Annotated in this window: 26 protein-coding genes; 25 read left to right on the plus strand and 1 reads right to left on the minus strand. The window is 35.8% G+C overall.

The features are described from left to right. The 15 genes from ODR02_RS20845 to ODR02_RS20915 all read left to right on the plus strand — a co-directional run. On the plus strand, positions 1–426 hold a 426-nt coding region (locus tag ODR02_RS20845; protein ID WP_331835785.1), incomplete at its 5' end, for a peptidoglycan-binding protein LysM. An 80-nt stretch (positions 427–506) separates the two neighbouring features. After that, positions 507–1307: an Fn3-like domain-containing protein gene (locus ODR02_RS20850; protein ID WP_245169666.1), complete on the plus strand. Its 801-nt coding sequence runs from the start codon at positions 507–509 to the stop codon at positions 1305–1307. A 9-nt stretch (positions 1308–1316) separates the two neighbouring features. After that, a complete protein-coding gene (locus ODR02_RS20855; RefSeq protein WP_309513424.1) occupies positions 1317–4121 on the plus strand; it encodes a COG1470 family protein in 2805 nt (934 codons plus the stop codon). A gap of 10 nt (positions 4122–4131) precedes the next feature. Beyond that, positions 4132–5565, plus strand: a complete 1434-nt coding sequence (locus ODR02_RS20860) for a hypothetical protein (protein WP_309513425.1) — start codon at positions 4132–4134, stop codon at positions 5563–5565. A gap of 493 nt (positions 5566–6058) precedes the next feature. Then, complete coding sequence (locus tag ODR02_RS20865) at positions 6059–6793, plus strand: sensor histidine kinase (protein WP_309513426.1); 735 nt, start codon at positions 6059–6061, stop codon at positions 6791–6793. Further along, positions 6793–7437: a response regulator transcription factor gene (locus ODR02_RS20870; RefSeq protein ID WP_309513427.1), complete on the plus strand. Its 645-nt coding sequence runs from the start codon at positions 6793–6795 to the stop codon at positions 7435–7437. The genes ODR02_RS20865 and ODR02_RS20870 overlap by 1 nt, the downstream gene beginning before the upstream one ends. Positions 7438–7771: 334 nt before the next feature. After that, positions 7772–8350, plus strand: coding sequence for a Crp/Fnr family transcriptional regulator (locus tag ODR02_RS20875; protein ID WP_309513428.1), 579 nt, complete (start codon positions 7772–7774; stop codon positions 8348–8350). 116 nt (positions 8351–8466) lie between these two features. Next, the gene (locus tag ODR02_RS20880) at positions 8467–9324 is read left to right on the plus strand and encodes an SDR family oxidoreductase (RefSeq protein WP_209783889.1); all 858 of its coding nucleotides are present in this window, start codon (positions 8467–8469) and stop codon (positions 9322–9324) included. Positions 9325–9534: 210 nt separating this feature from the next. Then, entirely contained in the window at positions 9535–10542 is a 1008-nt protein-coding gene (locus ODR02_RS20885; protein ID WP_209783890.1) for a VOC family protein, read from the plus strand. A gap of 133 nt (positions 10543–10675) precedes the next feature. Next, positions 10676–11119 carry a nuclear transport factor 2 family protein gene (locus ODR02_RS20890; RefSeq protein WP_309513429.1) on the plus strand — a complete coding sequence of 148 codons (444 nt, stop codon included), beginning with the start codon at positions 10676–10678 and terminating at the stop codon, positions 11117–11119. A gap of 64 nt (positions 11120–11183) precedes the next feature. After that, positions 11184–11816 carry an NAD(P)H-dependent oxidoreductase gene (locus ODR02_RS20895; protein WP_209783892.1) on the plus strand — a complete coding sequence of 211 codons (633 nt, stop codon included), beginning with the start codon at positions 11184–11186 and terminating at the stop codon, positions 11814–11816. Positions 11817–12445: 629 nt separating this feature from the next. Beyond that, positions 12446–12637, plus strand: a complete 192-nt coding sequence (locus ODR02_RS20900) for a hypothetical protein (protein WP_309513430.1) — start codon at positions 12446–12448, stop codon at positions 12635–12637. A gap of 9 nt (positions 12638–12646) precedes the next feature. Beyond that, positions 12647–12907: a GNAT family N-acetyltransferase gene (locus tag ODR02_RS20905; RefSeq protein ID WP_309513431.1), complete on the plus strand. Its 261-nt coding sequence runs from the start codon at positions 12647–12649 to the stop codon at positions 12905–12907. Positions 12908–12910: 3 nt separating this feature from the next. Further along, entirely contained in the window at positions 12911–13432 is a 522-nt protein-coding gene (locus tag ODR02_RS20910) for a GNAT family N-acetyltransferase (RefSeq protein ID WP_209783894.1), read from the plus strand. A gap of 4 nt (positions 13433–13436) precedes the next feature. Beyond that, entirely contained in the window at positions 13437–13883 is a 447-nt protein-coding gene (locus ODR02_RS20915; protein WP_309513432.1) for a GNAT family N-acetyltransferase, read from the plus strand. Here ODR02_RS20915 and ODR02_RS20920 read toward each other — a convergent pair. Beyond that, on the minus strand, positions 13875–14732 hold the full coding sequence (locus ODR02_RS20920) for a LysR family transcriptional regulator (protein WP_209783896.1): 858 nt from the start codon (positions 14730–14732) through the stop codon (positions 13875–13877). The two genes, ODR02_RS20915 and ODR02_RS20920, sit on opposite strands and share 9 nt — an antisense overlap. A gap of 72 nt (positions 14733–14804) precedes the next feature. Here ODR02_RS20920 and ODR02_RS20925 point away from each other — a divergent pair, with 72 nt between their 5' ends. From ODR02_RS20925 to ODR02_RS20970, 10 genes are all read left to right on the plus strand, one after another. Beyond that, positions 14805–15686 carry a DMT family transporter gene (locus ODR02_RS20925; RefSeq protein ID WP_309513433.1) on the plus strand — a complete coding sequence of 294 codons (882 nt, stop codon included), beginning with the start codon at positions 14805–14807 and terminating at the stop codon, positions 15684–15686. Between the two features lie 339 nt (positions 15687–16025). Continuing rightward, complete coding sequence (locus ODR02_RS20930) at positions 16026–16616, plus strand: TetR/AcrR family transcriptional regulator (RefSeq protein ID WP_309513434.1); 591 nt, start codon at positions 16026–16028, stop codon at positions 16614–16616. A 79-nt stretch (positions 16617–16695) separates the two neighbouring features. After that, positions 16696–17787 (plus strand): alkene reductase, encoded by a 1092-nt coding sequence (locus ODR02_RS20935; protein ID WP_309513435.1) that lies wholly within the window; start codon positions 16696–16698, stop codon positions 17785–17787. 137 nt (positions 17788–17924) lie between these two features. Continuing rightward, complete coding sequence (locus ODR02_RS20940; protein ID WP_309513436.1) at positions 17925–18653, plus strand: SDR family oxidoreductase; 729 nt, start codon at positions 17925–17927, stop codon at positions 18651–18653. An 84-nt stretch (positions 18654–18737) separates the two neighbouring features. After that, positions 18738–19502 (plus strand): SDR family oxidoreductase, encoded by a 765-nt coding sequence (locus ODR02_RS20945; protein ID WP_309513437.1) that lies wholly within the window; start codon positions 18738–18740, stop codon positions 19500–19502. Positions 19503–19504: 2 nt separating this feature from the next. Further along, a complete protein-coding gene (locus tag ODR02_RS20950; RefSeq protein WP_309513438.1) occupies positions 19505–20503 on the plus strand; it encodes an NADP-dependent oxidoreductase in 999 nt (332 codons plus the stop codon). Positions 20504–20625: 122 nt separating this feature from the next. Beyond that, positions 20626–21504 (plus strand): helix-turn-helix domain-containing protein, encoded by an 879-nt coding sequence (locus ODR02_RS20955; protein WP_209783903.1) that lies wholly within the window; start codon positions 20626–20628, stop codon positions 21502–21504. An 89-nt stretch (positions 21505–21593) separates the two neighbouring features. Continuing rightward, positions 21594–22649: an alpha/beta hydrolase gene (locus ODR02_RS20960; protein ID WP_309513439.1), complete on the plus strand. Its 1056-nt coding sequence runs from the start codon at positions 21594–21596 to the stop codon at positions 22647–22649. 74 nt (positions 22650–22723) lie between these two features. Continuing rightward, positions 22724–23290: a DapH/DapD/GlmU-related protein gene (locus ODR02_RS20965; protein ID WP_309513440.1), complete on the plus strand. Its 567-nt coding sequence runs from the start codon at positions 22724–22726 to the stop codon at positions 23288–23290. 15 nt (positions 23291–23305) lie between these two features. Beyond that, on the plus strand, positions 23306–23815 hold the full coding sequence (locus ODR02_RS20970) for a cupin domain-containing protein (RefSeq protein ID WP_309513441.1): 510 nt from the start codon (positions 23306–23308) through the stop codon (positions 23813–23815). Positions 23816–23824: the final 9 nt, after the last annotated feature.

Genomic DNA, 23824 nt, shown 5'->3' on the forward strand with positions numbered 1-23824 from the left:
ATCTCTATCGACGCAGGAAGTACTGCCATTGGTAATACAGTAGATTTTAACTACGTTACTGCAGCAGACTATAACTCTGATCAGACTATTACTAAAGCTAACTCTTTAAAAGTTACTTCTACAAAGAACTTTAATGTTAAAGTAAAAGCAGGAGGTGCTAATTTCATGAATGGAACCAACTTAATCCCTGTAAATGTTTTGACAATTAAAGCAGCTACAGCTGCCGGAACAATGGGCGGAACAAAAAATGCTGTAGTGTTATCTGCAACGGATCAGAATTTAGTTACAAATGCCCCATTAGGAAGTGCCTTAACACTGAATCTGGACTACACTATTCCAGCAGCAAAATCATCATCTTCTGATATTTTAGGGAAGCCAGCCGGAACTTATACACAAACAGTAACTTATACAGCGACTGCTTTATAATAAAATTTTTAGTTTGTAAAGGTTCATTTTGCTACGTTTTCAGTAGTTTTGAGAATCTTTATTATTAAACTATTTATACCATGCACAAGTTTATCCACCTTTTCATTTTCTTAATCGTTACGGGATCTTCTTCGCTTCTGGCACAAAGTATCTCTATGTCACCCACACGCTTGTTTTTTACAGGTAATCCGGGAGAAAAAGTAACAAAGACAGTCACGCTTCAAAACAGCTCGGATAAGGATTATGTTTTTAATCTCAACTATAAAGATTGGGCTAGAGAAGAAGACGGAAATAAGGTTTATCTTGAAGCAGGCAGTTCAAAAACTTCCAATGCTTCCTGGGTGTCCACCTTAGAAAATGCTGTAACAGTTCCTGCGAAAAGTACAAAGGAGATTGTAGTAACCATGCAGATTCCGGCAAACGCATCACAATCTGCCGTTACGAACAGCATGTTATTTTTTACCCAACTTCCTCAGCAGGCAGATAAGGCACGTGTTCAGAATGGAATAGGTATTATCACCTTATTTGAAGTGGGACTTCACATTTTTTATACTCCACCGGGAAACCATGTGAAAAGTTTGGATATTACCAATATTTCAGAAGCGAGTAATGAGAATGCAGGGAATAGAAAAGTTGCAGTAAGCATCCATAATGATGGAAACACCATCAATGATGCCACCGTTGCTTTTGAACTCACTAACACAGACAGTGGTAAGGAAATAAAATTACCTGCAATTTCCATCTCCATGCTTCCGGATACTCATCAGGTTGTTCAGTTTTCTTTACCAGAGAACATTTCAGGGAACTTCCTTGGCGTGGTTATTATCAAAATGGCAGAATCAAATGATTTACGCGTAGGCGAAAAAAACTTTAAATTTTAAAATTAAGCTTTGAAACCACAGAATGGAATATCGTTATCAGTCTTAAGAAGAACAATCTTATTTTTTGTATTTGTTCTTCTGAACTTCTCGTGGGCCTTTGCACAGGAAAAGAAGGATATACAAATCCATTTTGAAAATGACAGTGTAGCTGTTGAGAAAGGTTCTACTTTTACTAATTTCCTGGTCATTGAGAATAAAAGTTCTGAAGACATTATCATTCAGAATATCTTGCCTCAGGAAAACTATCCGGGATTGCTTTTTTATCCCAAAAATGACTTTACCTTAGGTGCGGGGCAGTCTAAAAATCTTCCTGTGAAACTGATCGCCAACGTGGATTTTATGAAACTGAGATCCAATGAGATTCAATTCAAGGTTTCGTATACCACTCCAACGGTCACCAAAACTGAAAGTGCCGCGTTCTTTGTTGCTAAAGGTGAGAACAAAAACATCGCCATTTATACGGCCACCTACGAAAATTTCATTAACCCTGCTTTGCCGCAATCTTCAATTCTGCTGACTGTAGAAAACCAAGGGTATAGTAAACGAACCGTTAAAATTGATCTGCAATCTATTCCTGACGGCTTGGAAATTTTGCCAAAACAACAAACTGTATCTCTGGAAGGTTTGGAAAAACAAACGGTTGAGATCAAAATTGTGGTCAGAAAACAGAATACGCTTTATCCGGAATTTAATATTAATGCAATCGTCACAGACCTGCTTGATAATAAAATTGTGGGAAGCAACACGCTCTACTTAGTTGTTTTATCGCACAACAGACAAATTGCCCGTGGAAACGAAGCGGCGAGCGGAAGTAATTTTGCGGAAATGAGCTATAATGAAAACAGTTCACTTCTTAATTTTCTTCAATTGAGGGGAAACACAGCATTTCGGGTAACTGAGAATTTGAAATCGCGCTTCAATATCGGGGCAGATTACTATCTTGAAGACGGCCGTTATAACCTGTATGATACCTGGTTGGAACTGGAGAGAAAAAATACGGTGTTACGCCTGGGAAATGTTAATAGCAGCGATTACGATTATCCGGTTTTCGGAAGAGGAGGGAAGGTCTCTACCAAATTTGGTGAAAATAATCAGATTGAAATTCTTGCCCTGGAAAATAATTATAATCTGTACGGTACTTATTTCCAACAAACAGAAGGTTCTACCATGGCGGGCGCAAAATATGCTTTTGGGAATGCTAAATCTTTCAATGGGAAAGTGTCCTATATTTTCGACCATGATCCGCGCCTTAACGTAGATACGCAGGTAGCGAACGCAGTATCAGCATTGTTAATTAACGATAAACACACCATCCGCACGGAGGTGGGCCTGAGTCACGAAAAAGGTCTTTTGAACAAAGATGAAAACGCAGGAGCTTCCATGGGAGCCAATTACGATGGGAAAATAGGGAAATGGGATATACAATCTTTCAATTCCTTTGCTACCAAAAGTTATGCAGGAATCAAACGGGGATCCTTTTTCTCAAATCAGAGGATTGGCCGTCAATTTTCTGCTGCTCAGCGTGCTTTTATACAATATCAGAATTCGCAGGTAGAACCTGAGTTCCTGAGTTTCCAGAGTGAATCAAACCAACCTGGGAATACCTCTAATTTACGTTATTATTTCAACAGTACAGAAGCGTTGGGATTAGGGTATCAGTTTTCTTTAAGAAAGTGGAATTTTTTACTGTCTCCAAAGGTTGAAAAACAAAAAACAGCTAATTTTTACACATCGCAGGAACTTTTTTCATACCGTTTGGAAGCCAACATCAGCACTACATTAGGTGCGCATGGATTGAACCTGACAGCGGAATATTCTTATTCAAAAGAGAATGATAACCCAGAGTGGTTCAACAGTTTGAAGACAACTTTGTCTTACAGATATAAATCATTCTCTCTCAACGGAACAGCTCAATGGAACGCAACCAGTGTTTTTGATTTAAACTCTTATTATGATGTAAACCGTAATTTCGCCAACTACAATGTATACGCATCATATAATTTCCAGATGTTTAGTCATAATCTGACTGGATCTTTTTCAGCCGGAGCTTTCTATTCGGAACTTTATAAAAATTTAAACAGCAATATCACCGGTAATCTGGAATATAAGATTTCGTCTTCATGGTCTACCACAGGGTATTTTAATCTTTCCGGTTATAAATCTACGGCTGAATATGCAAGCAGTGGAAGTTATTACCAGTACAGAGTGGGGATTAAAAAATATTTTACCACAGCTACAGCTCTCGGAAATCATAAAGTGGCGTTCCAGTTCTTTGAAGATAAAAATTTCAATGGACTTCTGGAATCCGGCGAATCGGTACTTGCTAATGAAATTGTAAAACTGGACAATTATGTAGCGATGACGGATAAGAATGGAAAAGTAGTTTTTCAGAATGTGCCTGAAGGTACTTACACACTGAAAGTGAATGAAAGTGCGGGTGCCCGATTGATGATGGATCCTGTCATTATGGTGCATGCCAATATTAACCGTAAAGTAGGCTTGGTAAAAAATATTAAGGTAAGTGGGAAATTAACAGAGATCAGGCAAGCCTACGATGTTTTGGAAACGGATGTAACCGGAATAGTAGTGTATGCCAAAAGTGAAGATGGTATGATCTATACTGCCGTGGTTAACCAAAAAAATGAGTTTGAGTTTTTCCTGAAAGATGGGAAATACAACCTCTATATTGAAAATGACAAATACAGCTATACGCAGCCTACCCAAACTATTCAGGTGACAAAAGAAGGGTACTCAAAAACTGTGGTTTTTGAATATAAGAAGAAAGACACCACCATTAAGGTGAAAAAGTTTTAAATTTAAAAGTATGAAAAAGATGAGGTCTTTTCTAATAGGAATTTTTACTGTGTACTGTGGGGCTACAGTCATGAAAGCTCAGGATGTGTACCTGTCGGTTCCTGACAATACTATTTTTAACAGGAGCGAATTTACTTCAGTACCTACAAGGGTAATGACGAACGCCAACAGAACCAACTGGGATTATGCCTTTTTGGGATTACTCCCAACAGCTCCTACATTTACCTCTGTTTCCGGGCCCAATTTTACTCACTCTTCTTCCTCACTTACTTTGCCCGGTTCCACGCTTCTGTGGCAGTTGGAAAGTATGGGAGGACAGATGCCTTCTACTGGATTTTCAGGTTATTTGCCAGGTTTTCAGTCGTTCAGTACAAGCGCTGTAAGATGGTTTGAACCGCCATCCATCAGTCTTGGAGGAGGATTCAACCGGGGAAATATCAATTTTACCTTTAAAATTCCTGCCTCACAATTTAGTGCCAATGCCTTCCGGGCCGGGAATTACTCCATGGATATCACTCAGAATTATAATGACTTCACACCACGTAATTTTAAAACAATTTTAGTCATTCCTTCAGCTATAAAATGGGTTGCAAACTCTTTAACAAAATACATAGAAATCTCTTCTTTGAATGACTACCGCAGTACAAGCACGCAGGTGTGGGATTTGGGGAATACAGAAATTGCAAATACGGTTGATTTTAATTTTTGGGCGAAAGCTGCTGCCACAAACATTCAGTTCACGTCCTCTAAAGGTGTTCCGGGAACCAGAAATATAGCAAGCATTAAATTGGGTAGTAACGGATCTTCACTCACAACCAAAGCTTTATCTTCCGATTTTCAGAATTTTTCCGCGGCTAATTTCAGTGTCGTAGCAGGAAACAGAACCAACTTCATTCCGCAGCTTTATGTGTCTGCGGAAGATTTTAAAAACTTCTTTTTTGAAGCCGGAACTTATACGTTTGATTTGAACTTCAATGCAAGCAGTACAGATAACTCAATTAACAGTTTGCAAAATACGGCTGTTCAGCTAAAGGTGCTTCCTCTGTCAGAGATCACCATCCCGAGTTCCGGGCGCAATGTAAACTTCAATTTTAATACCGCTGCCCATTACACTGATGGTCAGTCACAAATGATTCCCAACCAAATTATGTTGTCCAATAATGAAAATTTTGAGCTCTATGTAAAATCGGACGAAAATTATTTTAAGAAAGGTGGTTTACAGACCAGCATCAATTCAAATATTTTACAAATTGGCATAGATGGGAGTGCTGTAAATGTTCCTTTATCCAAAACTCCTCAGAAAATACTCTTTAACGGAGCTCCGGTTTTGGACCGTGGATTGAACGTAAGATACACCATACCACCTGCGGGTGCCCAAAGTTTGGTAGGGAAGGAAAATACTACTTACTCTATTAATGTTTATTATAGCTTTACGGCAATTTAACAGTACTTTCTGAAACAGGTTCTCCTTATGGACCACTTTAATAGCAATAATCAATTTCCGGATCATCAGAATATTGATAAATTAACTGCATGAGAAAAATTCAGAAGCTGTTTGAATTAAATTTTATGAGTTAGTCTCCTGATCTTTGCTATGACAATAACAACATTGGCATTTTCTGTTTTTCTTTCATCATCTTTGGAACTTCTTCTGGTATTAAGAGTTCATAAGATGATTTTCTCAACAATTCAGCGCTTTTCATGAATTTCAACTTTGCCTTTTTGGGCAATCTGGATTTTATTAAGATAAAATATGGGATTTACTATTTCAAGTAAATCCCATTTGATTTTTTACTAATACGATATTTTTTATAACTTGCCAGTTCCTGGAGAAAGGCTTGAACCGGATGTTTTATTCGCATTAAAAAATATAACTCTTTCTGCCTTTTTCCAAAAAAATAATTCAAAAAGCTTCTAAAACCTTTGATACTTAATTTATGAATGATTTTATCAACGAACTCCAATTAAAAATCGAAAGACTGGAAAACGAAATCAATTTCAAGAACGGACTGATCTCGATATTGTCTCATGACCCAAAAGAACTGTTTGGAACTTTTCTATGGCTTATAGAAGAGTTAGAGCAAAAGACTTTAAGTGAGGAAGATTTTTTTAAGTTGTTGCCACAGGTAAAACGAGATGCCCAGAAGAATCTGCAAACGATCCAGGACAGTAATGCCTGGCTAAAAACACAATATGGGGATTTTAAGATTAAACCCGTTAAAATCATGGTGATGGATCTTTTTCACTATTTAGAAGAAAAATACGCGGCTAAATTAAAAGAAAAAAACATTCAATTTTATTTTAAAGGAGACCACGATGCATTTCTTACAAGCGATCGCCTGTTGCTCGAATATGTTTTAGACAAGATTTTTAACAATGCGGTAAAATACTCTTTTTCGGGGCAAGATATTTATTTACAGGCAACTACAGAAGGTGATCAGGTTGTGCTTTCTGTCATTGATTCCGGAACAGGAATAGAGGAGAAGTATTTATCTACCATCTACAATTATGGTAGTCCCATATTCCTGGGAACTGCTGGCGAGAAAGGAGTTGGATTAAGTTTGAAAATTGTAAAAAATTTTATATCCTTGCTGAAGGGAAACATCCAAATTACTTCCGCTGAAAATAAAGGTACTACGGTTTCTCTTTTTTTACATAAAATTATAGAATAATGGGTTTAAAAGCAAGCACTCGCATTGTTGTAGCAGATGATCATGGTATCGTTCGGATGGGTTTGATACAAACAATCAAACGATTCATACCCGATGCCATAATTTCAGAAGTAGAAGATTATAAATCGCTGTACAAATTAATTCTGAAAGAAGAATTTGATCTGGCCATTATGGATGTTAATATGCCTAATGGTTCTGTTCAGGAAGCAATAGATTACATAAAAATTCACCAACCTGAATTAAAAGTTCTCATATTTTCTTCACAGGATGAAGAGTTGTATGGGATGCGTTATCTAAAAATGGGTGCTGGTGGCTATCTCAGCAAGCTAAGTTCCACTGAAGTCATTGAGGCGGCTTTAACGGCGATGCTCAGTAAGGGCCGATATGTCAGTGACAACATAAAAGAAGCAATTTTTTTAGAATCATTAAATGGTGTGACAAAAAATTCTCCCTTTGAAGCATTATCAGACCGCGAATTGCAAATTGCCAATAAGATTGCAGAAGGTCTTCCCCTCAAAGAAATTTCAAATCAACTGAATCTTCATTCATCAACGATCAGTACTTACAAAAACAGGTTGTTTGAGAAGTTGAAAATACGATCCGTACCCGAATTGGTGGAGATTCTTAGGCTATATAATCAGTAGATATTTTACCATAAAAAATTGGATTGTGATTCAATGGAATTACGCAATATGTTGAATCAAAAATAAAATAAATGGCGCCGACTAAAGTTGGTGCCATTTTGCTTTTTGCAAACAGGGCGAGCGTATCTTCAAACACTTTTATAGATAATTGGTTTCGTTTGAGCTAAATTAAACAAAATGTGTACTATTGATTTTTATTTGGTATCACAAGTCTGATTATCTTAACGGAAAAGTATTGAATTGTTAATGAATCTAAACTTTAGCAAATTAAATTTATAAAATCTAAATAGCTGAATTATTTTAAATTTCTAAATTTGCTTTATAACTATGAATAATGTTCGAAATCTTTCTAAAATACCTTACCGACAAAATAGAACTTTCTAACCAGGAAATACAATTAATAGAATCCGTATGTAAACCCAAAAAACTTCGTAAAAAACAATTCCTTTCTCAGGAAGGAGACATTTGGCATTACAATGCATTTATCTGTCGTGGACTGGTAAAAACCTTTTCTATTGCTGAAAATGGAACCGAACATATCATCAGCTTTGCACCGGAAAATTATTGGACGGGAGATCGTGAAAGTCTTCACAGTGGAAATCCTTCACGTCTCAACATTGACGCTATCGAACCTACAGAAGTGATTTTAATTGAAAAATCAGATTTTGAAAAGCTGTGCGCAGAAATTCCTCAGCTCGATCAATTGGTTAATCAGATTATTCAGAAAAGCTTTATTGTTTCGCAGGGAAGGATTTTAGCTAATATTAGTTTTACAGCGGAAGAAAAATACCAGAATTTCCTCGAAAAATATCCTCACATCGTTAACCGGATTCCTCAGCATATGATTGCTTCTTATATTGGTATTACTCCCGAAACCCTTACCAGACTGCGTAGAAATATGGTTAAGAAATAAACCCAATCCATTTCATTGATATTTGTTTGCTTTATTTTCAAGCTTTTGTCAATGGAAGAAAACCTAATGTTCCAGCATCTTTGCCTTATTAAAATAACAATTAAAAATAAGACAAAATGAATAAAACAGTATTTATCACTGGAACAAGTACAGGCTTTGGAAAATTAACAGCAATTACTCTTGCAAAAGCAGGATACACCGTCATTGCAGGAATGCGAGGTATTTCAGTAAAAAATGAAACCGTAGCCAAAGAATTGGGAGCACTCCCGAATATTGAAGTCGTTGAAATTGATGTAACTGATGATTCTTCGGTCACCAATGCTTTCGAAAAAGTACTTCAAAAGTATGGTAAAATCGATGTATTGGTCAACAACGCCGCTGTTTCAGGTTTCGGGTTATTGGAAGCCTATAGCTTAGATAGGATACGACAAATGTTTGAAGTGAATTTTTATGGAGTCATCCGCACTTATCAGGCTGTATTACCTTCTATGAGAGAACATAAAAGTGGTTTGGTTATCAATATAAGTTCCGGAGCAAGCGCTCATACTTCCCCTTTTATGATTCCTTACTTTGCTTCTAAATTTGGAGTGGAAAGTATTACCGAAGGCATGCAGGATGAATTAAAACAATTCAATATTGATAATGTTTCTATCCAGCCGGGTGTTTATCCAACTGAAATGAACACGGGTGAAAAAGCGGGTGTTAATTCAGATAAACCTGAAATTTCTGAAGCCTATAATCCGGTTGCCACAGAGCAGTTTAATGCTATTGGTGCTGCATTGTTTGGAAAAATGAAGGAATTCAATATGAATCCGCAAACTATTGCAGACGGGATATTGGAATTAATACAAATGAAAGAAGGAGCCCGCCCGTTGCGTTTTCCATTGGATGCTGTGGCTCAGGGAACAGACCTCGAATTTATCAATGCCAGAGCCGAATTGAAAGCTAAATGGCTTGCAAAATATAATGACTAATTAATTTCAAAATAAATAGATAAAGGTTGAGGAATTTGTGCTTCAGCCTTTTTTATTTCTAAACATTAAATCCCAATATCACCGTTGAATCTTAAACAGGTTCAATTTTTCATTGACATTTGTTTGCTTTATTTTCAAACTTTTGTCAATGGAAGAAGACCTCTGAATGTTGGAAATTTGCTCTATAAATAACAACAAAAAATTATCATAATGAGCAATTTAAAAAATCAAATCAAAGCCAATGCAACAGCTGTGGCAAGTGCACTTTTATTATCAGCAGCAGTTTCAAACACCTCGGCGCAAGAAAAAACAGGAATTCTTGGAATAGACCATGTGGGAATCAACGTTCCGGATATGAAACAGGCCGTAAATTTTTTCACTGATGTTTTAGGGTTTAGAGCGGTAACAAGTTTAGGCCCGATTCCTTTGGATGATGTGTGGAAAAAGAATAATCATATAAATCTCAAAACCGGTCCGGTATCATTCAAAATGGTAAAAGCAGGAACGGGAGCCAACATCGAACTATTCGAATATCAAGACAATAAAGGAAGTTCACAACAACCTGGAGGAGATGATATCGGAGCAAGTCATATTGCTTTTTATACCAATGATATTAGTAAAAGTGTTGCTTATCTGAAAAGCAAAGGAGTACAATTTTTGGGAGAACCATTTTTGATGCTATCAGGAGATACAGAAGGCGAAACCTGGGTGTATTTTTTAACACCATGGGGCTCTAAAATGGAATTGGTTTCATATCCAAACGGCAAGGGCTATGAGAAAAAAAATCCGACAACAATTTTATGGTCACCCAAAGATGCTGTGAAAAATCAAACTGAAAAACCAGATTCAAAAACGCTTTCTGAAAATGAGATTAAATCTTTAGTAGAAGGACATCTGGCTATCTGGAACGAAAGAGACCTTAAAAAACGTGAAGCGTTAATGTCAAAAATTTATGCAGATGAGATTGAAATGGTAGACAGTCACTTTATAGCAGTCGGCCACAAAGAAATCAATGGTTTTGTGGATGGATTGCAACAGAAAAGTCCAAATTCTAAGTTTTCCCATATCAAAGCAATAGACGTTAATCACAACATTGCAAGACTCTACTGGCAGAACGGAACTACTGAAAAACCGGATGCTGTAACAGGAATGGATCTTTTCGTTTTCGAAAACGGAAAAGCAGTCAAATTATATGTTTTTGTAGACGCCAAAAAATAGTTTCTTTCTTAAAATATCAAACAAAATTTAACAATAAACAAATCGGTGAATGAGAATTCATCAACAGGATTCTTGCCTCCATTTTTCAAAAAAATAAATCAAACTCAATCTTTAACATTTAAAATAAAATAGTATGAAATCATCAGTAATCAATCAAAATTCAGCAAATGAAACATTAATCCGTGAATTGTACAGAATCGCAGAAGAACAGGATACACAAGGTTTTGTAGAACTTTTTGCGGAAGACGGCTATTTCTGGGATGTGTCTGCAGGAACTAAGTATTATGGACAAGACATCGGCAAAACAGTAGATATTTATGCAACAGCTTTTCCAGATATGCACAGGGAATTGTATGATCTTTATGTTTTGGAAAATGAGAATACAGTAGTAGTTGAATTATCTTTAAACGGAACTCATAAAGGTCCACTCGAGTTACCTTCCGGAACTATTCCTGCGACAAATAAAACAATGCAGACCCCTTGTTGTGATGTTTTCACAATCGAGAATGGAAAAATAAAATCATTCCATTGTTACACTGCCGCAACGATACTTTTAGGTCAGCTAGGCATTTTCTAAATACTTTAAACTAATCAAGGTAAGTGATGACTCATCATTTGCCTTGATTCAAAACTAACATCAAATGAAAAATATAATAGAATTATTGAACTGGAGATACGCCACAAAAAAAATGACAGGGGAGAGAATTTCTTCTGAAAAAATCAATAATATTTTGGAAGCAGCTCGTCTTGCTCCATCAGGAATTGGATTACAGCCTTACGAAATTATCGTAATCAGCAATCCTGAAATCAAAAAGAAAATATTACCCATTGCAATGAATCAGCCTCAGGTTGTAGAATCTTCACATCTTTTAGTTTTTGCAGTCTGGGATGAATATTCCAAAGAGAGAATAGATAAAGTCTTCGATTATCTCTCAGAAAAACGCAATGTTGATTCCAATGAGTATAATAAGCAAAGAGAATTTTCGAAACAATTTTTCGGAAATATGAGTATCGAAGAAAACTTCCATCACGCAGCTAAGCAGGCAAATATTGCATTAGGTTTAGCGATGATTGAAGCCGCTTCTGAAGGAATAGATTCTACGCCGATGGAAGGTTTTGACCCGATAGCGCTTGACGAATTTTTGAAACTTCCTTCCAAAGGTTTAAGAAGCTCAATGTTGCTTGCTTTGGGATACAGAGACCAGGAAAATGACTGGAATCTGAAACTGGAAAAAGTTCGCAAACCATTTGAAGAATTTGTAACCTTTATTTAATAACTAATTTAAAATGTAAATAATATGAATCATTCACAAAAATAAACCACGATAAGACACAAAAACCACTGGGATCAGGAGTCATTTATATGGTATCTGATAGATCAACTAAACAAAGAATAGCAAGATTATTTTTTCGTGAGAAAGTAATAAGCAATGAAAATGATTATGAGTTGTATAAAAATAAATATGCGCAAATTGTTGTTTGTGACCTTGACGAGCGTATCTTCAAATACTTTTATCGATGATTTGGTTCGATTAAGGCAAATTAAAATCAATTACGAACTCCAATTTTCAGAACCATTAGCAATCAGAATTGGAATAGTATGTCTTTAATTGACTGTTTCGGTCTTGTACCCATAACGGGAGACATGTCGAGACATTTGGTAGAAGATTTATAAAGAATCTCACAACTATCAATAGTAAAAAATTAATTTTTTTCAAATTCTTATTTTGCTTTTATCAACAAAGAATAAGGTAATTTATACAATTATATATTTGAATGTACCAATTCATATATGATTCTTAATGATGAAGTTTTAATGCAAAAATTGAATCAGTTAATTAAAAAATAGCATTTTTTAGCATTACTCTATCTGGTAATTTTGCAATTATAAAAATTGACTGACTTGAATACAAATATTATCATCAGAAAAGCGATAGAATCCGACAGTGAAAAAGTTTGGGTTTTGATAGAGCAGCTGGCAATTTTTGAAGAATACAGTGACAGTTTTGCCATCACGCCGGAAATTGTGAAAGAAAGTGGTTTCAGGAAAAACCCACCGGATTTTTATTGCTTGGTTGCGGAAGATAAAGACTAAATTACAGGAATGCTAGTGTATTATTTCCTTCCTTACACTGCGCAAAACAGACCGGCAATTTATATGAAAGAATTGTATGTGGATGAAAATTATCGTGGTCAGAAAATTGGAGAACAGTTGATGAATGCTTTGAAAATAGAGGCAGAGAAAAATAATTGTTTACAGATAAAATGGACGGTTGCACCTTGGAACAAAGCCGGACAAAAATTCTATGAACGTCTTGGTGCAGAAGAAAATAACGATGGGTTGAATTACGAATGGAAAGTATAAAAAATGGAAATTATTATAACAAAAATTACGAAAAACGAAATAGTACAGCTTCAGGAAATTGGCAGAAAAACCTTCTCTGAAACTTTCTCCGAGAACAACACGGAAGAAAGTATGGCTGAATATTTAGAAAAAAGTTTTTCAACAGAGAAACTTACTACTGAAATGAACGATAAAAATTCCGAGTTCTATTTTGCAAAGTTGGATAATGAAGTAATCGGATATTTGAAACTTAATACAGGCTCTTCTCAAACAGAAATTAAAAGTAAAAACGCTTTGGAAATCGAAAGAATTTATGTGTCTAAAGATTTTCACGGGAAAAATGTTGGGCAAATTCTTTACAACAAAGCAATTGAAACTGCGAAAGAAAAAGAGGTAGATTATGTTTGGTTAGGAGTTTGGGAAAACAATTTGCGAGCGATTGGTTTTTACAAGAAAAATGGTTTTGTAGAATTTGACAAACATATTTTCAGGCTTGGAAATGAAGAGCAGACCGATATTATGATGAAGTTGAATTTGAAAAATTAATACAATGGAGATTGAATATTTCGTAAAATCATTCGAAGAATTAACCACCACAGAACTCTATCAAATATTAAAATTAAGAAACGAAATTTTCATTGTAGAACAAAACTGTGCTTATCAAGACATTGATGATAAAGATTTGAAATGCTATAGCTTGATGTGTATGGTTGATGAAAAATTGGCAGGTTACACCAGAATTGTTCCGAAAGGTTTGTCTTATGAAGACGCTTCAATTGGCCGTGTTGTCATCGGTTCGGATTTTAGAGGAGTGGGTTTAGGAAAACAACTGATTAAAAATTCTATTAGAGCCTGTAAAGAAGTTTTTGGTGAATCAAAAATTAGAATCAGCGCACAATTATATCTCTTGAAATTTTACAACTCTTTAGGATTTAGAGAAATTGGAAATCCTTACGATGAAGACGGAATTCCTCATATCGAAATGGTCTTAAACTAACTCCAGAATATTTTTAAGAATAGGATTTGGGTCGTCTTTTCGCCATTGGATGTACAAATCGGTCACGAAAGGAAGCGGTATAAAGCGGATTCCGGCATTTTGATGAAGATGATAAGAATGAGGAAGAATTGAAATCCCTAATCCGTTTCTAATCATCGAAATAATGGTTGAGCCAAATTCGCAACGGATGTAAGAATTGAGTTTAATATTATAAGAATCAATTACTTCCTGAACCAAAAGATTGTAACTACTGCTGTAATCTCCAGTCGTTAATAGGAATTTTTGGACTTTCAAAGTTTCTTCAGAAATATCGGATAAAGTTTTAAACTGATGATTTTCAGGAACCACAAAAGACAGATTTTCGTAACCTAATTTCTTTTCGTTAATCACTGAAGAGCTATTGATATCACGGGAAAATGCTAAATCAATTTTGAAATTTTTAAGGTAATCTTCCTGAGCCTCATTCGTCAATTGAACTAATTCCAAATTAAGATTCGGGAAAGCAGCGGAAACTTTTCTCACAAAATCTGGTAAAACCGAAGAGGAAATCGAATCAGGATGCGCAATCCTAATCGTTCCAGATTCACCCAAATGGATTTGTCGAGCCAACTGATGAAAAGAATCGATCTGATTGAGTTCTTCGCCCCATTTTTCCTGCAAGAATTTTCCGGCGGGTGTAAGCTTTACATTTCGTTTGTCACGATAAAACAACTGAACACCCAATTCATTCTCCAAAGACTGAATCTGTCGGCTCAGAGCAGATTGCGTGATATTCATTTTTGCAGAAGTATTCCAGAAATGAAGTTCTTTTGCCAAAGCCAGAAAATATTTGAGTTGCTGTATATCCATTAATGCAAATTAATCATTAGTAAAGCAAATTTAACAAGTAAATCGAATTAAAAATCAATTCATCAAAAAATTATGGAAAAGAAAAATTGGTGCCTCCTGCTTCTGGTGCTGGGAACTGCGTTTTGGGGAATTTCATTTCCTGTGACCAAAATGTCTGTTGGAAATATTTCGCAATCGACATTCCTGTTTTACAGATTCTTTTTTGCCTCAATTTTAATTGGCTTAATTTTCCATAAACAATTGAAAAACTTAAATATGAATTCCGTAAAAGCAGGAATCGGATTGGCAATTCCGCTGACATTTGGGATTCATTTTCAGACGTTGGGAATTGTAAAACATACGTCGGCTTCGCAATGTGCTTTTGTCGCAGGAATGTGCGTTGTGCTGATTCCGATTCTAAAAATTATCTTTTACAAATCCATAATCGAACTGAAGATTTGGTTTTCGGCAGCTTTAGCATTGTTAGGGTTGGGAATTATTTCTCTGACTAAAAATTTCTCAATCAGCATCGGCGACGCCTATGTTTTAATCGGTGTTTTAGGGTTTTCATATTACCTGATAAGAGTTGAGTATTTTGCTTCAGAAAATAATATTATCCAGACTTTGGTTCCGATGTTTACAACTGCTGCGATTTTGATGTTTATCTTATCATTATTCGATAGTTCAAGCAATTGGTTTCCGGCAAACAATAATTTCTGGATAGGTGTGGCTTTTTGTTCGCTCTTCTCAACTGCTTTTATGTACTCGGTTTCCAATATTACACAGAAATACATCAGTGCAGAAAAGGTGGCAATTATCTATCTTTTCGAACCTGTTTTTGCAGCAATTGCCTCATTTTTTATCCTCAGTGAAAATCTGACCTGGCGTTTATTAATTGGCGGAAGTCTGATTTTGACTGCAACGCTTATTTCCGAGATTAAATTTTCAAAACTTAAAAAAACAAAAGTCAATTAATAATCCAGGATATCAGATATTTTGTAGAAACATGATGTCTTTTAGCAATTTTATACTTGTTTGTACAGGATAAAAAAGTACGATATTATTTATTTTTAAATCAATATTAATAAATTGGGTGATTATATACTTCAATGTACCGAATAGCATCTTTATCCAAAATATGAGTTTTATTATTCAATACAAATAAGCCAGATAGATCATTGGTATTTTACTGTTTTATATTTTTGAGATGATGCATATAAATACATAGTTACTATCAAAATATACTTTTTAGTATAATTTATTTGTTTTTAAAAAATACTTTTTAGTATATTTGCAATGTTAAATCAAAATATAATGTTAACCAAAGCAGAAAAAACAAAGCAATTTATTCTGGAAACAGCAGCACCACTTTATAATGAGAAAGGGATTTCTGGTGTGAGTATAGATGATGTTTTAGAAGCCACAAAATTAACAAAAGGCTGCATTTACGGGCATTTTAATGGTAAAGACGATTTATCGGAACAAGTGATTGATTATTCACTAAATAAAATGTCAGTTAAAATGTCAACAATTGTTTCCCAGGGAAAAACAGCTAAAGAAAAAGTTTTTCTTTATCTTGATTTTTACAAAAATCCGATTGATACATTTATAGCGGGCGGTTGCCCTATATTCAATACGGCGGTAGAAGCTGATGATAATTTTCCGATTATTAAAAAGAAAGTTGCAGCTACTTTAAGAGCCGGACAACAAGGAATAGCTAATGTTTTACAAGAAGGAATTAATAATTCGGAGTTTTCAGAGAAGCTTAATCCGGAGGCTTTTGCATTCAAAATGATGGCAGCTGTAGAGGGTGGTATTATTCTGTGTAGAACAATGGAAACCTCAAAACCAATGATAGAATTGGTAAAAAGTTTAAAAAACGAATTAGAGCTGTATTCACTCTAATTTTTTTTAATAAAAAATATACTTTTTAGTATATTTTAGAAGTAATGATATTTAGAAATCAATTTCAAAAAAATAAAATATGAACAACAAGTTATTTGAAAGCCATGAGCTTAAGGGACAAAGTTTAAACAACAGAATTGTAATGGCTCCCATGACAAGAGCCCGTTCTGCAAACGAAGGGAATGTCGCAACAGAACTTACAGCAGCCTATTACGCACAACGTGCAACAGCAGGACTTATCATCAGCGAAGGAACTTTTATCAGCGAAGAAGCAATTGGGTTTATCAATGTTCCCGGAATTTATACTCAACCTCAAATAAAAGGCTGGAAAACCGTAACCAAAGCTGTTCACGATAAAAACGGTAAAATATTTGCCCAGCTTTGGCACACAGGAGCATATTCTCATCCGGATTTACATAACGGAAAATTACCTTTGGCACCTTCAAATGTTAATCCGAACCAACAAGCTTTCACACCAGAAGGTTTCAAACCAACCGTGGCTCCACAGCCAATGACGATTGAAGATATTAAAAGAACAGTTCAGGATTTTAAAAATGGAGCAATCAATGCTTTCGAAGCTGGTTTTGATGGGGTAGAACTTCATGGCGCCAACGGATATTTGTTGCAGCAGTTTTTTAGCAAAAATTCTAACGACAGAACCGATGAATATGGAGGAAATCCAGAAAACAGAGCCAGAATTTTATTCGAAATTTTAGATGCCATCCAAGAAGTTGCCGATATCAGAAAAGTGGGGATTCGTCTCAATCCTTCTTTGAACGGAATTATGGGAATTGCTGTGGATGATGAAACCATCGCAACCTATGACTATATGGTCAACAGACTAAACCACTACGATTTGGCTTATATCCATTTAATTGAACCTTTCACAGACGTTACCAACAACAAAAATGCCATTCAGGAGGTCGCAAAACATTTCCGAAAAATCTATAACGGAACCATTATCATCAACCGTGCCTTCAACAAAGAAACGGCGACTAAAGTTTTGGAAAATGGTGATGCAGATTTGGTGTCATTTGGCGTTCCGTTTATCGCTAATCCAGATCTGGTAGAACGTTTCAAAACCGATGCAGCTCTTAATGCACCCGACCAGGAGACTTTTTACACACCGGGAGAAAAAGGTTACACGGATTATCCTTTCCTTAACAACTAAAATAATTGGGGCGACCGAGCGGGCTATCCGCTATATCTTTTGTTCCGCTAAAGCTCCACAAAAGGATGTCGCTTCTATCCCTGTCGCAAGGCAGTTAATCATTATACATTTTCAACAAAAAATAACAATTCAACAAAATGAAAACAACAGGTAATACCATATTCATCAGCGGCGGAAGTGCCGGAATAGGCTTAGCAATCGCTAAAAAATTAAATCAGGCAGGTAATAAAATCATTATCAACGGAAGAAATGAAGAACGCCTCCAAAAAGCATTGTCAGAACTCACAGATGCTGTAGGAATTCAGGGAGATTTATCCATTGAAGCAGACAGAATCCGTATAGCAGAAGACCTGAAGACAAATCATGCTGATGTAAATATCATCATAAACAATGCAGGAGCTGCATTCGGATATTTATTAAGCGAAACAACCAACGCTCACGAAAAAGCTCAGATTGAAATGAATACCAATTATTTTGCCATCATCCATTTTACAGAACTGATGATTCCTCATTTATTGGAAAAAGAAGAATCAGCAGTTATTAATATTTCGTCCATTGCTGTCTACGGAAGTCACAAATTCTTACCAACCTATGGGGCCACAAAAGCTGCTTTGCATAGTTACACAACTGCATTGAGACAAACTTATGAAGAACAGAAAAACCTTCACATTTACGAAGTATATCCACCTTTGGTTAATACAGATTTCTCTGCAGAAATTGGTGGTGCTGCAGGAATTCCGCCAAGTGAGGTGGCAGATGAACTGTTTATCGGACTAGAAAATAATCTATTCGATATTCCTGTGGGAGATTCAAAAATTTATGCAAATGCTATTGGAGAAGCAATGTCAAAGTTAATGCAGGCTTAAAAGAAATAATTATTATAAGCTATTTATTTTCTGTAACTTAATGCAGACTATGATTGGTTTATTTCATTTTTAAATTTTACGGTCATGAATTTAAAAGATAAAACCATTCTGATTACGGGAGGAGCTTCCGGAATTGGATTGGAAGCCGCAAAACAATTTTTGGCTTTAGGCAATAAGGTCATTATTACAGGAAGAAATCAAACGAAATTAGATGCCGTTAAACAACAATTTTCTGAAATAACGGTCATTCAATCTGATGCCGCGGAAGAGAAAGATGCAGTGGCTCTTTATGAAAAAGTAAATGCTTTAGGTGGTATTGATATTTTGTACAACAATGCAGGAGTTGGTGTTCGTCCAATGAATTTGGGGATTGCTAATGAAAAACATTTGGAGGGTGCAGTGTATGAGATGGAAGTTAATTATTTGGGGGTTATTCGTCTGAATAACCTTTTTATGGAAATGCTGAAATCCCGCCGGGAATCAGCAATTATTAATACAACGTCTATTCTAAGCATTGTTCCGTCGGTATTGGAAGCGACATATTCTGCTTCAAAATCGGCTTTGGCATTTTATACAAAATCATTGAGGTCACATTTGCAGTCAATAAATGCTTCAGTGAAAGTCTTTGAATTGTTGCCGCCATTGGTGGATACCGATATGGTTGCAGACCGACAGGATAAAAAGATAAGTACCACAGAATTGGTAAAAAGTCTGATTGTTGGAATGCAAAAAAATATTGACACGATAAGAGTCGGCGATGCAAAAGCACTTTATCTTCTTAATCGAATTGCACCTAAAAAAGCATACGATATAATCAATCCAAAAAAAGAATTCACAAAATTGAAATAATCATGAAAGCATTTTTAATCAATAAGTACACGAAAGAAGGTTTGCAGTTGGTAGATGTTTCTATACCAAAAATCAAAGACAACGAAGTTTTGATAGAGATTTATGCATCAGGCTTAAACCTTTTAGATTCTAAAATCAAAACTGGCGAATTCAAACTGATTCTTCCCTACAAGATGCCACTTATTTTAGGTCACGATCTTGCAGGAATTGTAACAGAAGTTGGGAAAAATGTAAAAAAGTATAAAGTTGGAGATGAGGTTTACTCTCGGCCTGCTGATTTTCATATCGGGACTTTTGCAGAATATATTGCCGTTAGAGAGGAAGATTTGGCTTTTAAACCTAAGAATCTTTCGATGGAGGAAGCATCTTCAGTTCCTTTGGTTGCTTTGACGGCCTGGCAGGCTTTGGTGGAAATCGGACAGGTTAAAAAAGGACAAAAAGTATTTATTCAGGCTGGTTCCGGAGGGGTGGGAACCGTTGCTATTCAGTTGGCAAAACATATTGGAGCGACTGTTGCAACGACTGCGAGTACCAAAAGTTTTGATTTTCTTAAAGAATTGGGAGCCGATGTTTTAATTGATTATAAAACGCAGGATTTTGAAGCGATATTGAAAGATTATGACCTCGTTTTGAACAGTCAGGATAACAAAACATTTGAAAAATCTTTAAATATTCTAAGAGCAGGAGGTAAACTCATTTCAATTTCTGGTCCGCCAACACCGGAGTTTGCAAAGGATATCAATGCGAATTGGCTGGTGAAAACGGCAACAAGATTTCTGAGCTTTGGAATTAAGAAAAAAGCAAAAAAATTGGGTGTTGATTACACGTTTCTTTTTATGACAGCAGATGGAAAACAATTAGAAGAGATGACAAAACTAATAGAATCGGGAATATTAAAACCTGTTTTAGATAAAGTATTTCCGTTTGAAGAAACCAATAAAGCTTTGGAATATGTTGAAAGTGGAAGAGCGAAAGGAAAGGTTGTGGTGAAGTTGAAATAATCGTGAAAGTGTAAAATATTAGTAATATTAATTTGATATACATCTGTTATTATCGTAAAAAAATTCTAGCGAATCTTATATCATTTTAGAACTGATTAGTTTGATTTTCTTAACTTTGCAAAATGAAAGAAAAGCTAAAAAGAGTTGTTTCTGAGTTTAATACTGAATTAAAACTAAAAGGATTCCGTGCATTCCAGATTGAGCAGGATGGAAGTGAAACCCGTGTCTACAGCAGAAAAGAATTTTATAAAATCTGCCTTACGACAGGGAAAAGTAAAATTCATTATTCTGATAAAAGTTTCGAGCAGGAAGGAACGGTGCTTTTTTTCGGAAATCCGCATATCCCGTATTCCTGGGAAACCATTTCAACAACTTATAAAGGCTATACCATTCTTTTTTCTGAAGAATTTTTCAAGAATTCTGAACGTTCCGAAAGCCTCCAGCAATCTTCTTTCTTTAAAATTGGCGGAACTCCCGTTCTGAAAATTACCGAAGAACAGAGACTCTTTCTCAATACGATTTTTCAAAAAATGATTGCTGAGCAGGAAAGCGATTATGTCTACAAGGATGAGCTGATTCGTAATTACATCAGCTTAATTATCCACGAATCTTTGAAATTAGAACCTGCAGAAGATTTTGACCAGAACAAAAATGCAGCATCAAGATTATCATCCGTTTTTCTGGAACTGTTGGAAAGACAATTTCCCATCGAAACTACAGACCAATCTCTGCAACTGAAATCAGCTCAGGATTTTGCAAAAAATTTAAATGTTCACGTTAATTATCTCAATCGTGCCGTGAAAGAAGTTACCGGAAAATCAACAACAACTCATATTACGGAACGAATTCTCACAGAAGCAAAAGCATTGCTGCAGCACACCGACTGGAATATCTCAGAAATAGCCTTCGCACTCGGATTCGATTATCCAACGTATTTTAATAATTTCTTTAAAAAACAAACCGGAACCAATCCAAAAGCATTTCGTTTGACGGAAGTTTGATTTTCTTAATTTTTGGTTTGATTATCATTAACTGTTAGCACGCCGCTGTTTCTAATTTTGTATCAGTAATTTTTAAACAAAATTCAGATATGAAAATAATAACAACAGTGATGGCTTTGTCCTTTCTTTTCATCGGACAGGCATTTGCGCAGAATAAAAAATCAAATCCAGGAAAAATGAATACAACAGAACAAAACGAACATTATACTTTCCAACTCAGCGATAAAGTTACCCGAAAAGCGGTTACCTTTAAAAACCGTTACGGAATAATGCTTTCAGGAGATTTATATCTTCCAAAAAATGCAGGAAACGAAAAACTGGCGGCGTTGGCAATCAGTGGACCGTTTGGTGCGGTGAAGGAGCAGTCTTCCGGTTTGTATGCGAATCAAATGGCGGAAAGAGGTTTCGCTGTTATCGCTTTTGACCCTTCTTACACAGGCGAAAGTGGCGGTGAACCAAGAAATATAGCTTCACCCGACATCAATACCGAAGATTTCAGTGCGGCTGTTGATTTCCTGGGACTTCAGAAAAATGTGGACAGAAATAAGATCGGGATCATCGGAATTTGCGGATTTGGAGGAATGGCATTGAATGCTACTGCGATAGATAAGCGAATAAAAGCCGTTGCAACCACGAGTATGTATGATATGACAAGAGTGATTTCTAAAGGATATAATGATGTAGTTACCCTCGAACAACGAACAAAAACACTGGTAGACCTGAATCTGCAAAGATGGAAAGATGCAGAAACAGGCGAACAGGGATATCCATCTTCTCATCTTCCGGAAAAATTAACTGGCAGTGAACCTCAATTTGTAAAAGATTATTTTAATTATTACAAAACGTCAAGAGGTTTCCACGAACGTTCAGTAAATTCAACAAAAGGTTGGAGATTAACCAGCGCACTTTCATTTATGAATATGCCCATTTTAAGTTACATCAAAGAAATTTCACCGAGACCTATGCTTTTAATTGCCGGTGAAAATGCACATTCAAGGTATTTTTCAGAAGACATTTACAAAATGGCTGCAGAACCGAAAGAACTGATGATTATTCCGAATGCGGTTCACGTTGATTTATACGACAAAGTAGATGTGATTCCTTTTGAAAAACTGGATAATTTCTTCAGAACCAATTTAAAATAATTGAACATTGCAATAGCTGAATCAGCTTTTTTAAAAAGCGGATTCATCCTTTTTATTTCTCTAAATATTTAATAATGAGCTTTAACGAAGATATCTTTACCAGACTAAAAAATGGTGAAACAATAATGCCCGGCGACCCGGAAATTCACAAATTGCTGGAAGCTTCTTATGAGGTTAAGAAACAATTGATTGAATTAAATAATTCCGCAAAACCGGATGAGATTTTAAAAATATTAAGTCAAATTATCGGCAAAGAATTGGAGAATGTAGCGGTGTTTACACCTATTTACATCAATTATGGAAAGAATTTCAATATTGGTAAAAATGTATTCATCAATTTCGACTGTACTTTTCTGACTCTAGGTGGAATTACCATTGAAGACGATGTTTTAATCGGCCCGAAAGTAAACCTGATAACGGAAAATCATCCTTTAGAACCTCAACATAGAAAAGGATTAATTGGAAAATCTATTGTAATCAAGAAAAATGCTTGGATTGGAGCCAATGCAACCATTTTACCGGGAGTTACGATTGGAGAAAATGCTGTAGTTGCAGCCGGAGCGGTCGTTTCTAAAGATGTTCCGGACAATGTTGTGGTGGGAGGAGTTCCTGCAAAAATCATCAAAACAATTGAATCATAAATTAAATGTAAAACAATGAAATATTTAATCATCATTCTTTTAGCGTTTTGTCCAACTGTAATCGCACAAAATAAAGTAAATTCAAACAAAATAAAATCAAACGAAATGAGTACAGATATTCCTAAAATAAGTGATTTTCCGACAGGTGAAGAAAATACGGCTTATGCGCAGTATTTTATTGGCAAGTCCTATTTGGCGCCGCTTACAAGCAATAAAGATTTAAATGTTCCCCTTTCTAATGTCACATTTGAACCGGGCTGTCGTAACAATTGGCACAGCCACACAGGCGGACAGCTTTTGATTGTTGTGGGTGGCGAAGGTTTATATCAGGAAAGAGGAAAACCCGCACGTCGTTTAAAACCCGGAGATATCGTAGAAATTGCTCCGAATGTTGAGCATTGGCACGGCGCCACTGCCGACAATTGGTTTTCGCATTTAGCAACGAATGGAAATCCGCAAACCAATCAAAATGTTTGGCTGGAAGCTGTTTCCGATGAAGAATTTGCTGAAGCCAACAAAAAATAATTTTCTAAG

The sequence above is a fragment of the Chryseobacterium sp. CFS2 genome (assembly GCF_036543225.1).
Classification (GTDB): Bacteria; Bacteroidota; Bacteroidia; order Flavobacteriales; family Weeksellaceae; genus Chryseobacterium; species Chryseobacterium culicis_A.